This is a genomic window from Polynucleobacter sp. IMCC 30228 (assembly GCF_021395205.1).
Classification (GTDB): domain Bacteria; phylum Pseudomonadota; class Gammaproteobacteria; order Burkholderiales; family Burkholderiaceae; genus Polynucleobacter.
Genome location: NZ_JAJVCS010000005.1, coordinates 209,824 through 221,991 on the forward strand (window position 1 = coordinate 209,824; position 12,168 = coordinate 221,991).

Annotated in this window: 13 protein-coding genes; 6 read left to right on the forward strand and 7 right to left on the reverse strand. The window is 45.1% G+C overall.

Annotated features, from left to right (window positions below; all coding sequences use genetic code 11):
- The first annotated feature begins 23 nt into the window (after positions 1–23).
- Both LZT21_RS10235 and LZT21_RS10240 read left to right on the forward strand, forming a co-directional pair.
- Positions 24–1,079 (forward strand): Ldh family oxidoreductase, encoded by a 1,056-nt coding sequence (locus LZT21_RS10235; RefSeq protein ID WP_233924887.1) that lies wholly within the window; start codon positions 24–26, stop codon positions 1,077–1,079.
- A complete protein-coding gene (locus tag LZT21_RS10240) occupies positions 1,080–2,075 on the forward strand; it encodes a tripartite tricarboxylate transporter substrate binding protein (protein WP_233935474.1) in 996 nt (331 codons plus the stop codon). It begins immediately after the preceding gene.
- A gap of 53 nt (positions 2,076–2,128) precedes the next feature.
- On the opposite strand, the gene LZT21_RS10245 is transcribed toward LZT21_RS10240, so the two are convergent.
- Positions 2,129–2,425 (reverse strand): hypothetical protein, encoded by a 297-nt coding sequence (locus tag LZT21_RS10245; RefSeq protein WP_233924883.1) that lies wholly within the window; start codon positions 2,423–2,425, stop codon positions 2,129–2,131.
- A gap of 25 nt (positions 2,426–2,450) precedes the next feature.
- Positions 2,451–4,247 carry an ABC transporter transmembrane domain-containing protein gene (locus LZT21_RS10250; RefSeq protein WP_233924881.1) on the reverse strand — a complete coding sequence of 599 codons (1,797 nt, stop codon included), beginning with the start codon at positions 4,245–4,247 and terminating at the stop codon, positions 2,451–2,453.
- Between the two features lie 56 nt (positions 4,248–4,303).
- Between LZT21_RS10250 and LZT21_RS10255 the strand changes: the two genes are divergently transcribed.
- Positions 4,304–4,900, forward strand: coding sequence for a lipocalin family protein (locus LZT21_RS10255; RefSeq protein WP_233990681.1), 597 nt, complete (start codon positions 4,304–4,306; stop codon positions 4,898–4,900).
- A gap of 39 nt (positions 4,901–4,939) precedes the next feature.
- Here the strand turns inward: LZT21_RS10255 and LZT21_RS10260 are convergent, their stop codons facing one another.
- Positions 4,940–5,959 (reverse strand): Bug family tripartite tricarboxylate transporter substrate binding protein, encoded by a 1,020-nt coding sequence (locus LZT21_RS10260; protein WP_370634822.1) that lies wholly within the window; start codon positions 5,957–5,959, stop codon positions 4,940–4,942.
- A gap of 83 nt (positions 5,960–6,042) precedes the next feature.
- Here LZT21_RS10260 and LZT21_RS10265 point away from each other — a divergent pair, with 83 nt between their 5' ends.
- Positions 6,043–6,948 (forward strand): fumarylacetoacetate hydrolase family protein, encoded by a 906-nt coding sequence (locus tag LZT21_RS10265; protein WP_233990683.1) that lies wholly within the window; start codon positions 6,043–6,045, stop codon positions 6,946–6,948.
- 8 nt (positions 6,949–6,956) lie between these two features.
- On the opposite strand, the gene LZT21_RS10270 is transcribed toward LZT21_RS10265, so the two are convergent.
- On the reverse strand, positions 6,957–7,361 hold the full coding sequence (locus LZT21_RS10270; RefSeq protein ID WP_233990684.1) for a translational machinery protein: 405 nt from the start codon (positions 7,359–7,361) through the stop codon (positions 6,957–6,959).
- A 187-nt stretch (positions 7,362–7,548) separates the two neighbouring features.
- Here LZT21_RS10270 and LZT21_RS10275 point away from each other — a divergent pair, with 187 nt between their 5' ends.
- Positions 7,549–7,968, forward strand: coding sequence for a carboxypeptidase regulatory-like domain-containing protein (locus LZT21_RS10275; RefSeq protein WP_233990685.1), 420 nt, complete (start codon positions 7,549–7,551; stop codon positions 7,966–7,968).
- Here LZT21_RS10275 and LZT21_RS10280 read toward each other — a convergent pair.
- The 3 genes from LZT21_RS10280 to egtD are packed head-to-tail and all read right to left on the reverse strand — an operon-like array spanning position 7,965 to position 11,391.
- On the reverse strand, positions 7,965–9,101 hold the full coding sequence (locus tag LZT21_RS10280; protein WP_233990686.1) for a MalY/PatB family protein: 1,137 nt from the start codon (positions 9,099–9,101) through the stop codon (positions 7,965–7,967). The genes LZT21_RS10275 and LZT21_RS10280 overlap by 4 nt on opposite strands.
- An 11-nt stretch (positions 9,102–9,112) precedes the next feature.
- On the reverse strand, positions 9,113–10,444 hold the full coding sequence (egtB, locus tag LZT21_RS10285) for an ergothioneine biosynthesis protein EgtB (protein ID WP_233990688.1): 1,332 nt from the start codon (positions 10,442–10,444) through the stop codon (positions 9,113–9,115).
- Between the two features lie 2 nt (positions 10,445–10,446).
- Complete coding sequence (gene egtD, locus LZT21_RS10290; RefSeq protein ID WP_233935488.1) at positions 10,447–11,391, reverse strand: L-histidine N(alpha)-methyltransferase; 945 nt, start codon at positions 11,389–11,391, stop codon at positions 10,447–10,449.
- Positions 11,392–11,538: 147 nt separating this feature from the next.
- On the opposite strand from egtD, the gene LZT21_RS10295 reads away from it, so the two are divergent.
- Complete coding sequence (locus tag LZT21_RS10295; protein WP_233924871.1) at positions 11,539–12,168, forward strand: LON peptidase substrate-binding domain-containing protein; 630 nt, start codon at positions 11,539–11,541, stop codon at positions 12,166–12,168.

Below are 12,168 nucleotides of genomic sequence, written 5' to 3' on the forward strand. Positions count from 1 at the left end.
TATTAGATTTGATACCACTGAAGATGCAGTACATTTCCTTAGCCACCGCACAAGGTTTCATAAGCGATATTTTTAGGGCGGTAGGCGTACCGCCCGATGATGCGGCGAGAGTTGCGCATCTCATGTTGCAGTCTGATTTAGCAGGCGCCGATGGTCATGGCTTATTTCGCTTACCTTCATATGTGAAGCGAATTCAAGCGGGTGGCGTTAATTTGCATCCCAAGATGCAAGTTGAAAAAGATTTCGGCGCCACTGCGCTATTAAATGGCGATAATGCGCTGGGTCATTTGGTAATGGCACGGGCGGTTGAGCTAGCTCAAGTAAAAGCGAAGCAGTTTGGTGTAGCTTGGATTGGTAGTCATCATGGTAACCACGCTGGCGCAGCAGCAGTATATGTGCGGATGCTTGCTGAGCAGGGTCTCATCGGAATTTATATGGCAGTGGGCAACGCAAATCATATGGCCCCGTGGGGCGGAATTGATTTGTTGCTCTCCACTAATCCCCTTGCAATCGCAATACCTGCCGGCAAGCAGCCCATTGTCTTATTAGATATGGCAACAACCATTGCCGCCTATGGTAAGGTTAAATTAGCCGCGCAAAGGGGGGAGTTGATGCCCGATACTTGGATGATAGATCGAAGCGGTAAACCCATTACCGATCCGAAGCGCGCTAGCGAAGGTTCGCTTTTACCAATTGGCGAATACAAAGGGTACGGCTTAGCACTGATGATTGGGTTATTAGCGGGGAGTTTAAACGGTGCTGCGGTAGGTAAAGAGACCATCGATTTCAATGCCCAGCAAGCTAGCGCTACCAACACAGGCCAAGCTGTCATTGCTCTAGACCCCTCGGCTTTTGGTGACCCTGAAGCATTTATTGAAAGGGTCAATCAAGTTGTGCGTGATATACAGCAATCGACTCCTATTCCAGGTGGAGCTGGAATACGTGTGCCAGGGGAGGGTGCCGCGCGCACAACTGAACAACGACAGCGCGACGGTATTCCCCTATCATTAGAACTATTTAAAACTTTAGATGCATTAGCCATTGAACATGGCGTACCTCTTTTACTTAAGGAGCAGTAGATGACACTTCAACAATGGTGCAGGATTCCATTTGGCGCACGTTCGATTTTACTTGGCAGCTTTTTCTTATTGGCTGGATTAATGCAACCCGTATTTGCTGCCTATCCCGATAAGCCTATTAAAGTGCTGGTGGGTTATGCACCGGGAAGTTCAACTGACATTATTGGACGCATTATTGCCCAAGATTTAAGTATCGCGCTAAAACAAACTGTAGTGATTGAAAATCGTGGGGGTGCTGGCGGTAGTTTGGCAGCAGATGCGGTAGCCAAAAGTGCACCCGATGGATATACGATTTTATTTGCCCAAAATGGTTTAGCCATCAATGTGGCTGCAAACCCAAAATTAGCCTTTAACGGCATGAAAGATTTAATTCCCGTGGTTGGGGTTACTGCAACTCCTCATATCTTGGTAGTGAATAAAGAATTTCAAGCAAAGAATGTTGCTGAATTAGTAGCCCTACTAAAAAGCAAGCCTGGCAAACTAAGCTTTGCTTCATCGGGTATTGGCAACTCGGATCACATGGCGGGCGAACTATTTTTAGCAATGACTGGCTTACAGGCCATTCATGTGCCCTACAAAGGCGGGTCACCTGCGGCTACCGATGTTTTAGGTGGGCAAATTGATTTCTATTTTGCCGGGATGCCAGTGGGCCTCCCTTTATATAAAGGCGATAAGTTACGTGCTTTGGCGGTAACCAGTAAACAGCGCTTTAGTGGCGCCCCTGAGTTGCCAACGATGATTGAAGCGGGGGTACGAGCTTATGACATGACCTTATGGCAGGGTGTTTTTGTCCCTGCAGGTACACCCAAGGAAATCATGAGTTTACTCAGCACTACGATTTTAAAATTGCTTGAAGACCCTGAGACGAAGGCACGTTTAAATAAAGCTGGCGTACAAATTGCCCCAATGAATCAAGCCCAATTTAGTGAACTGTATTTTTCAGAAATTGCACGGTGGAAGCAAGTTATGGAAAAAACCAATATTAAGCTTGAATGAAACGCGCACGTCGAATTTGTTTTGCTATAGGGGTTTTGATTGGCTACAGGACTTTAATATGTGGTGCAGGTATAGGTGTGCATCACTGGAAAGCGGTCATTTAAGGTTGTCCGTACCTCAGAAATAGCCGCGCCCTTTTTACCCAACTTTTTACATTCCTCAATGGCTACTGCCATCACTTCTTCATCATTTGCGGTAACCACGGTTTGAACGCCGACTCGTCCATCGGACGTTTGCACAGCTCTGAAATTACTTTTTGAGGTTCCACAGGCGCTGAAAATAACGCTCGTAGTAAGAGCGATTAAGAGCAACAAGAGCGGTAGTAGATGAGAAGTTTTGATGGGATGCATTCTAATATTTTAATAGTATCTATGCTTAAGCCGTGAATTGTAATTTTGCGAGGCGCGCATAGAGGCCATTTTTTTCAAGCAACTCGGCATGGGTACCTTCCTCAACAATGCGGCCTTCATCCAAAACAATAATGCGATCTGCACGTAATACGGTAGCTAAGCGATGCGCAATAATTAAAGCAGTTTTTCCGGGCAGGAGCGCATTCAAGGCTTTTTGCACGGCACGTTCCGATTCGGCATCGAGTGAAGCAGTCGCTTCATCCAATAAAAGGATGAAAGGATTTTTTAAAATGGCTCGGGCAATTGAAATACGCTGTTTTTGTCCACCCGATAAGCGTACACCGCGTTCACCTAAAAAGCTGTGATAACCCTCTGGTAGTGCAGAAATAAATTCATCGGCATATGCCATTTTGGCAGCAGCAATCACTTCATCATCGGTAGCATTTAGACGACCATAGCGAATATTTTCAAGTGCGCTATTAGCAAAAATTAAAGGCTCTTGCGGAACAATGCCAATCAGATGGCGTAACTCGTCGATGGGCCACTGTTCTAGTGTGCGGCCAAAAATATTGATAGCGCCACTTTGCGGCTCATAAAAACGTAATAGCAGGGAGAAAATAGTACTTTTGCCTGCGCCAGATGGCCCTACTAAGGCATAGCTTTGACCCTTAGGAATGGTGAGATTTAAATGATCTAAGGCCAAAAATGTAGGGCGCGATGGATAAGAAAAAGATACGTTGGCAAACTGTATGGCCTCAGTTTGCGTGGCGGCTAAAGCCCCAATCTTATCCATTTGTTGCTTAAGCCGATTAGCTGAGTCATCAATACCATGATGATCAAAGGCGATTGCGGGTTTCGCTTGGATTAGTTCAACGAGTCGCTCAGTTGCGCCAGATGCGCGTTGTAAGTCGCCCCAAACCTCAGACAAAGCGCCAATTGAACCTGATACTAAGGCTGCGTATAAAACAAATTGGGTTAATTGGCCAATCGTAATTTGTCCCGTACCAACCTGTAAGGCTCCGACCCACAAGACAAAAACGATGACTGAAAATGCAAGCGTAATCGCTAAGGCAGTAAGCATTGAGCGTACTTTGATGCGTTCTTTAGCAACGGTAAAGGCCAACTCAACCGCAGTGCGATAGCGCTTTTGCTCATACGGTTCTCGTACAAAGGCTTGTACAGTAGGCATGGCACTGAGGATTTCACCGGCAATCGCACTGGCGTCGGCAACTTTATCTTGACTAGCCCGCGACATCTTGCGCACGCGACGGCCAAAAGCCCACAGTGGCAACACAGTAAACAATAAAAGACCTACCATCATGCCTGCTAACCAAGGGCTGGTAGCTAACATCATGCCAATTCCACCAATTGCCATGACTGAACTGCGTAAGGCTAAGGAAATACTCGTGCCAACTAAAGTTTGAATTAGGGTGGTATCGCTAGTTAGGCGTGATAACACTTCACCGCTTTGTAAGGTTTCAAAATAACTCGGGCTTTGCCGAAGGACATTTTGAAAAACCCGCTCACGCATATCGGCCACAACGCGTTCGCCAAGCCACGACATAAAGTAGAAGCGCGCGGCTGTACCAAGCGCTAAGACTACAGCGATGATCAGGAGGTAAATAAATTCACGGTGGACTGCTTGGCTAGTTAAGCCAGTGTCAATTAATTGCCGAAAGGCGATGGGTACCGCTAGGGTAGCGCCTGCAGCAACAAACACAAAGATAATGGCTAAAATCCATTGCAGACGATATTGGCGAATCACTTGATAGTCTTTGAGCCAATGGCGAATGCTACTGATCTTTACAGGCTTTTTACTCATATATGATGATACTTTTACACTATTTAGATTGATCAAGTATTGTAGGTGATGAATATATGTTGATAAAATTAAAAATGAGCGTTCTGGTATGCCAAGCATTAATCTGTACTGCGTTGCTGCAGATTAGTGCACCAGCGACCGCGCAAGCTAATGCTCAGGCCAACCCGGCTGCCGAGCTACAACCGGTTAAAACCATACCGTCAATTGACGTTGCTCGTTATTTGGGTACTTGGTATGAGATCGCAAAATTTCCTAATTGGTTTCAGCGGAAATGCCTTTCTGGCACGAATGCAAACTACCAATTAAAAGAAGATGGCAATGTAAAGGTAACGAATCGGTGCAAAGTTGAGGGTGGTGAAATGGCCCAAGCAATTGGCACCGCGAGGCAAATTGGCGGCGCTACTTCCCCTAAATTAGAGGTTCGTTTTGCTCCTGACTGGTTAGCAATTTTGTCCTTTGTGTGGGGTGATTATTGGGTGATTGATCTTGATCCACAGTATCAATTGGCTGCTGTAAGTGATCCGCGGCGCGAGTATTTATGGATCTTATCGCGCACGCCAAAGGTCAATCAAAAATCCTATGATGATTTATTACAACGACTCGTCACACAGCAATTTGATTTAAGTCAATTGAGTCTCACGCCGCAAGACTAAACTGCATGAGCGAATTGAGTGCTTGCGTTAAATTCGCTGTTACTCGACCTTACCAATTTTTTTCACTGAGATAGCTAGGTCTCCCGCATCTTTATCCCAGTAAGTCTTGAACTCGGGCGCATCGAGGTACATTACCGGGCTACCAGAATTACCAATAATTTCTTTCACTTTTTCATCATTTGCAGCTAGCTTGGCAGCTTCGCGTAATTTATTCACAATCGCATCCGGAGTATTACTGGGCACAAATAAGCCTGACCACTGGGCAAATTCAATCGGCACCCCCAGCTCTTTAAAGCTGGGCACATCAGGCAAGCTCACTAGGCGCACATTGCCCCAGTGCGCTAGAGGTCGTAATTTTCCAGCTTTGATGTATTGCACCACCGAAGATGGCCCCGTTGCCAAGGCATCAACTTGACCACCCAGTAAGGCCACAATTGCAGGGCCTGCTCCAGTATAGGGAATATGCACCATATAAAATTTTTCATTGGCTTTCAGCATTTCCATGGGAACGTGCATGGTGCCGTAATTTCCTGATGAGCCAAAATTATATTTACCTGGGGATGCTTTCATGGCATCCAAAAATTGCTTATAGGTTTTCCATGGGCTGTCACTCCGCACCACTAAAACAGTTGGATCGGCGGTGAAGCGGGCAATCGGTTTTAATTGATTTAGTTGAAATGAGGGCGTTTTCCCTAAAATTTTATCGGCTTCAGGAATAATGGAAATTGAGGATAGCGCCATCAACATGGTGTAGCCATCTGGCTTTGATTTGGCGACTGCCGCCATTCCAACCCCACCCCCAGCGCCCACTTTGTTTTCAATAATTACTGCTTGGCCTAAGCTACGCGACAGCGCTTCAGCTACTGGGCGGGCTACGGTATCAGCCACTCCCCCAGGTGGGAAAGGTACGACCATCGTCAGAGGACGAGTAGGCCACGCCTCTTGCGCATGAGCCGCGCTGATTAAAAGGCCGGAGAGCATAGTCAATAAACCCAGCATGGTACTCAAGACTAAAATACAGGGTTGGGGTAAACCCGAAAGAGGGTGAGCTTGTCTCATATTTTTATTTACTCGAATGAAGGAATTCATATCCTACTACAATCATTTTCAGGTGAATACAATCGTTTGAGGAGATGAGTTTCATGAAATTTGCTGCATTCCGTTTGCGTCATGGCACACCCGCTGAAATCGAGCGCGTGCGGGTAGGTTTAGTGTCCACTGAGCAAGACAATATTGCTGAATACGGCGTATCTACTAATCTGACTGAAGCCGGAGTTCTAACGCTTTTAAATCTGCAATTGGCCAAGCAGCCTTTGCCAGCTACTACTACTACTCACAGCCTCAGTGCAATCCAGTTGTTGGCCCCAATTCCAAGGCCGCGGCGTAATATTTTTTGTGTTGGTAAAAATTATTTTGATCATGCAAAAGAATTTGGCACGAGTGGCTTTGATAGCAGCACTTCTAAGCCGGGCGATGAAATTCCGAAGGACCCGATTATTTTTACTAAACCCCCTGAGTCGGTGATCGGTCCAGGAGCAAATATTGTGATTCCGCAACAAGTTTCAAATGCTGTTGATTACGAGGTTGAGTTAACGGTGATTATTGGCAAAGGTGGTAAAGGCATTAGTCAAGCCAATGCAATGCAACATGTTTGGGCGTATACCGCAATTAATGATGTGACCGCACGCGATTGGCAACAACGGCATAAGCAATGGTTCTTAGGAAAAAGCTTTGATACTTTTTGCCCGATGGGGCCTTGGGTAGTGACAGCCGATGAGCTAGATGTTAACGATATCTCAGTTAAATGTTGGGTTAACCAAGAATTACGGCAAAGCTCTAATTCAAAAGATTTAATTTTCAATATTCCCAAGCTCATTGAGACAATTTCAGCGGGGATTACTTTGTATCCAGGTGACATCATTGCAACTGGCACACCAGCCGGGGTAGGTTTAGGTTTTAAACCCCCCAAGTATTTAGCGCCGGGCGATATTGTGAAACTAGAGATTGGTGGGGTTGGCGTACTAGAAAACCCATTGGTAATGGGTTAGTAGAAAGCTTAATGTTTAATTTTAGAATCACCGAGCATGTTATCGGCTTTAATAAAATATTTTCTGCCGTAAGCTAATACTTGCGCATCACTTGGGTGATCGACAGTCTCTACGCCTAAAATATTTTTTGCTACCTGTGGATCGTGTTGGTTTGCGTGCTTAAATAGTTCTAACTTTGCAGAGCCTGGGCCGATAATCAAAATTTCTTTGGCATCTTTAATTGCCGTAATGACCGCGTGCAAATAACCTGAATCGAGTGCCACGTGACCGCTACCTGAAGCCCCTTTTTTATGATGTAAATGGAGGTGCTTAGAGTGAGTAGAAATGATTTGATTTTCACTTGCTTCAGCATCAAAACGAATAATATGGGCTTCTTGATGGTCAATCCAAACGACGACATGATTAAATGACATTGCTGCTCCTTGATACGATTACAACTGAAAATGGCATATGCGCTAATCAATCTAAGCCCATATTCCTCTCGCTTCATTATATGGGCTTACTGAGTCAGTTGACTAATTCGTTTATTTAGCAGCGTGAAGGTAATAGAATAGACTTAAAGGTCTTATACTGAAAGCCTATTAATTGTAGGAGCAAATAATGCGTATTCATCACCGAATTATTTTTTTAGTGCTTTATTTTGCTACTTTCGCTTGTTTGGCTCAGCTACCAGATGCCCGTACTATTAATGGTATTCGTTTTATTACTGGCGGAATTGGTTCAGACGTATCTAAGGCGATGCAGGCTGAAGCTAAACAATGGCCTTTATTACTTGAGTTTTCGCAAGCGGATGGTCAAGCAAAACCAGCTTGGGTTGCGGGCGTTAAAGTTGTCATTAGTGATGCAAAAAATGCACCTTTGCTCGAGACGGTCTGCGATGGGCCACTCATGTTAGTAAAACTTCCACCAGGCTCTTATTCAATTGCGGCTTCTTATAATGGCATGGCTCAAAATCGTACTTTGGTGATTGCGAAAGACATGCCTCAGCGCATCGTTATTACTTGGAAAAGTCCTTCTTAATTGCGGATTGCTAATTCCATGCGGTCGAGAGCTTGATTTAGTAACGCTCTTTGAGTGCCAAAGTTGAGGCGGACAAATTTGGGCTCATTAAATTGGGACCCGGGCGAAAGATGTACGCCGTGCTGTAAAAATAAATCCTGTGGTTTAGCTAACCCGAGTTTGCTGCAATCAATCCACGCTAAATAGCTCGCTTCGCTATGAGCAAAGTGCAGGATATTGCTTGCATTGATGCGGGTTTCAACTAGATTGCGATTTTCTCGTAGATACTGAATCAGTGCTTTTCTCCATGGTTCACCTTCGTCAAGCGCTGCCTGCGTAGCAACATAACTAAATAAGGATGGATCAGCGATTGTGCTATGAAGATCAGTCTGCATGGCTTTACGTATTAGTGGATTTTCCGCTACCGCCCAAGCTAAGCCAGCACCCGGGAAATTAAAGGTTTTATTCAAGGACATTAAGGTAACGGTATTCATTGAAATGGCTTTACTCAAACTGGCAATGGGAATATGGCGCTTATTGTCATCGAGTACTAAACCTGCATGAATTTCATCAGCGCAAATCAGAATATCCTTAGCTAAACAAAAATCAGCGATTTGACTTAATTCAGCGCGCGTAAAAACGGTGCCCCCTGGATTTTGTGGATTACATAAGAGTAATAAGCGCGTACCCGGCTTAGCAAACTCATCAAGCTGAGCGAATGGCAAGACCCAGCGATTTGCTTCCAAAACTAAAGGGAGTTCAGTAAAGTCGCGTGGGGCTTGGGTACAGGCTAAGCGCAAGTGGTGATAAACAGGCCGAGGAATTAATACATGTTGATTGGGTGTAGTTAGTTGCCGTACCGCAGTATGCAAACCCGATACAACATTGGGGAGAAAGACAATCCAACTGGGATCAACTTCCCACTTGTAATGCACTTGTAAATAGTTAGCAATAGCTTCTGGCAAAGTCCTAGGTGAGTGCGTGTAGCCGAATACACCGTGTTGCACGCGGGCCGAAAGAGCATCTACAACACAAGGCGGGCAAGCAAAGTCCATATCAGCCACCCAGAGCGGAATCACATCTTGGGGGTTTGCATCCCAGCGAATGGAATCCGTCTTGCGCCGATTGATGGGCGCATCAAAATTAAATACCATATTTAATTAGCTTAACTAGCGTCACGAGCCAAACGCAATCCGGTCATTTGCCAGCGCGTATGGGCAGGAAAGAAATTACGATAACTGGGGCGAATATGCGATCGAGGCGTTAGGCAAGAGCCACCTTTGAGCACCATTTGGTTAACCATAAATTTGCCGTTGTATTCTCCTGCGATGCCATCCCACGGTTGAAATCCGGGATACGGACCATAGTTACTCGAAGTCCATTGCCAGACATCCCCATAAAGAGTCTGGTTTGCTGAAGGCATTGGTACGAGATCGTGACTTTCAAGCAAATGGCTACTTCCAGGAATTACATTACCCGCTTGATTGAGTGCAAATGCCTCCCACTCAAATTCGGTCGGCAAGCGTGCACCACGATATTCTGCATGGGATGTGCCCAACCAGCGAGCAAAAGCCTCGGCTTCAAAGTAACTAATATGGCTAACCGGTGCTGCGAGATTAAGCGGGGCATTACCACGTAAAGTAAATTCAGCATATTCTGCAGCAATACCTTGTGCAGTATTAATTGGCCTCCAATACATTGGCGCCTGAATTTTTTCTTGATTAATCCAGGCCCAGCCCGCGTCTAGCCACCATTGATGCTCTTGATAACCGCCTGCACGAATGAACTCAAGCCATTGACGATTAGTAATGAGTTGACTATCGAGTGAGTAGGGCGCAAGGTAGACTGTATGCTGCGGTGCTTCGTTATCAAAATGAAAGCCCGTGGCCGCGGTATTAAACCCGAGCTTAAATAAGTTGTGCTCTTGTTGGGGCCCGCGCATCCAATGATGGACGCCAGCAGCTTCAGTAGGACGAATTTGCTCTGGTAAGTAAATCGGCAGCAGCGAATTAGTTGAAAATAAATGGTGAATATCGGTTAATAGTAATTCTTGATGCTGTTGTTCATGATGGATACCGAGTTCAGTAATCCACGCTAATTCAGTTGTGATCTCATCGGCTAATAGTTTCTGCATACGTGCATCTACGTGCTGGCGCCAAGCAATCACTTCGTCTAAAGTTGGGCGGGTTAATAAGCCACGATCTGGTCGGGGATGCTTATCACCAACGGCGTTGTAATAACTATTAAACAAGACGGCGAATACCTTACGCCAAGGAGCGAAATTATTTTCAAAATACTGCAAGACCATGGTCTCAAAAAACCAAGTCGTGTGAGCTAAATGCCATTTAGCTGGGCTGGCATCTGGCATTGATTGAGCCTGACAATCTTCGGCGCTTAAGTGAGCAACAAGATCAAGCGATTGCTGCCGCGTTTGCATAAACTCAGTCTGCAAATTTACTTGTTCATTCAAGGTGGCAGGATTAATTTTGTTTGACATGTTTAGGTGGCATAAATTACGGCGTAATATTGTTGCGGATCAGTCCACACTTTCATCTTATCAAATCCTGCAGCAGTTAATAACTTTTGGATGGAGTTTAGAGAATATTTATGGGAGTTTTCCGTATGAATTCGTTCCCCCTTTTTAAAATAACGCTCTTTTCCTTGCCATTGCACTGTAGTAGCTTCTAATGCCTCCAAATAGAGTTCGACGCGCATCAGCTCAGCATTAATCTCGATGTGATGCTTAAATTTAGCCACTTCAAAATTGGACCCTAGCAATTGATTCACGTTGCGCAAAATATTGAGGTTAAAAGCCGCTGTTACTAAAAGTGGGTCGTTGTAAGCGGGCTCAAGGATGCTCGCTGATTTGAATAAATCGATACCAAGCAGCAGACCGCCACCCAAAGATTCTTGACGGATTTGCTTGAGTAGTTGCAAGGCTTCAGTTGGTAAAAAGTTCCCTAAACTAGAGCCGGGATAAAAGAAGGTACGAGGCGTTTGGGGAACTTCTGGCGGTAAGCGCAATTGCTGAGAAAAATCCATCCCTATTCCCATCATCGGGATCGTGGGATATTGACTTTGTAGGTGAGATAAGATGGTTCTAAGATAAGCAATCGAAAAATCGATCGCGACATAGAGATTGGGCTTGAGCAAACCAAAGAAACGCGCCGCTTTTTGGCAATTGCCAGCTCCCAAATCAATGAGTAAAGGTTTGGCGCCGATGTGTGCTTGAATTTCTGCACCAAATTGGTTAAAAATGATTTCTTCGGTCGCAGTTAAGTAATATTCTGGGAGATAGGTAATAGCTTCAAACAAGCGCGAACCTAGATTGTCATAAAAGAACTTCGGCGGCAAACTCGCGGGAGTACTTAAAATGCCTAATTCAGCTTCTTGATGAAGGGTAGTAGCTTGGGGCGAGAGTGTTTCAATAAAAGAGATTGGCACAGCAATTTCACTTGAGGTAGGGCACTTCTTTATACCTGAACTCGATGAATTGCGTGTGAAGCCGACGGAGTGTATGGGTATCTGCAAATAAGTTTATTTAGCACTATGATTGTGCTTAAGTTCTTTATCCATATTGAATTCTGCCTTATGCCACAAGCCACTCTAACTCAAGCCATCCCCTTGTTTCCATTGGGAACCACCCTCTTTCCAGGGGGCGTTTTACCCTTAAAGATTTTTGAGGTACGTTATCTGGATATGGTGAAGAAGTGCTTTAAGGAGAATTCTTGCTTTGGCATTGCCACTATTGCTGCAGGTTCTGAGGTGCGCACGCCAAACCAAGCAGTGCAATTAATGCCGATTGGTACTTTGGCAAAAATTATGCATTTTGATGCTTTGCAGCCAGCGCTCTATTTGATTCAATGCGAAGGACAAAGGCGTTTTCGTATTTTAGAAAGCACAGTCCAGTCTAATGGCTTAGTCATGGCCACTGTTGAACTGATGGGAGATGATGCCATCATGCCAATTCCAGCGGAATTGACTGCCAGTGCAGCTACTTTGGGAAAAGTCATTCGTGCCTTACAAGAGCAGGGTGTGCCTCAAGAGGAAATGCCTTTTAAGCAACCCTTTCGCTTGGATGAATGCGGTTGGGTTGCGAATCGCTGGGCGGAGTTATTACCATTAACACCGTTGCAAAAACAACAGCTTTTATTACAAGAAAATCCGCGCCTGAGACTGGATTTAGTAAATGACTTTTTAGAGCAGGAAGGTGTGCGATAA

Bases quoted from the DNA above. Each gene is read 5' to 3' on its own strand.
- LZT21_RS10280 (WP_233990686.1), bottom strand. From the start codon at position 9,101: ATGGTATTTAATTTTGATGCGCCCATCAATCGGCGCAAGACGGATTCC.
- LZT21_RS10255 (WP_233990681.1), top strand. From the start codon at position 4,304: ATGTTGATAAAATTAAAAATGAGCGTTCTGGTATGCCAAGCATTAATC.
- LZT21_RS10295 (WP_233924871.1), top strand. From the start codon at position 11,539: ATGCCACAAGCCACTCTAACTCAAGCCATCCCCTTGTTTCCATTGGGA.
- LZT21_RS10245 (WP_233924883.1), bottom strand. From the start codon at position 2,425: ATGCATCCCATCAAAACTTCTCATCTACTACCGCTCTTGTTGCTCTTA.
- LZT21_RS10250 (WP_233924881.1), bottom strand. From the start codon at position 4,247: ATGAGTAAAAAGCCTGTAAAGATCAGTAGCATTCGCCATTGGCTCAAA.
- LZT21_RS10235 (WP_233924887.1), top strand. From the start codon at position 24: ATGCAGTACATTTCCTTAGCCACCGCACAAGGTTTCATAAGCGATATT.
- LZT21_RS10240 (WP_233935474.1), top strand. From the start codon at position 1,080: ATGACACTTCAACAATGGTGCAGGATTCCATTTGGCGCACGTTCGATT.
- LZT21_RS10270 (WP_233990684.1), bottom strand. From the start codon at position 7,361: ATGTCATTTAATCATGTCGTCGTTTGGATTGACCATCAAGAAGCCCAT.
- LZT21_RS10265 (WP_233990683.1), top strand. From the start codon at position 6,043: ATGAAATTTGCTGCATTCCGTTTGCGTCATGGCACACCCGCTGAAATC.
- LZT21_RS10260 (WP_370634822.1), bottom strand. From the start codon at position 5,959: ATGAGACAAGCTCACCCTCTTTCGGGTTTACCCCAACCCTGTATTTTA.
- LZT21_RS10275 (WP_233990685.1), top strand. From the start codon at position 7,549: ATGCGTATTCATCACCGAATTATTTTTTTAGTGCTTTATTTTGCTACT.
- egtB (WP_233990688.1), bottom strand. From the start codon at position 10,444: ATGTCAAACAAAATTAATCCTGCCACCTTGAATGAACAAGTAAATTTG.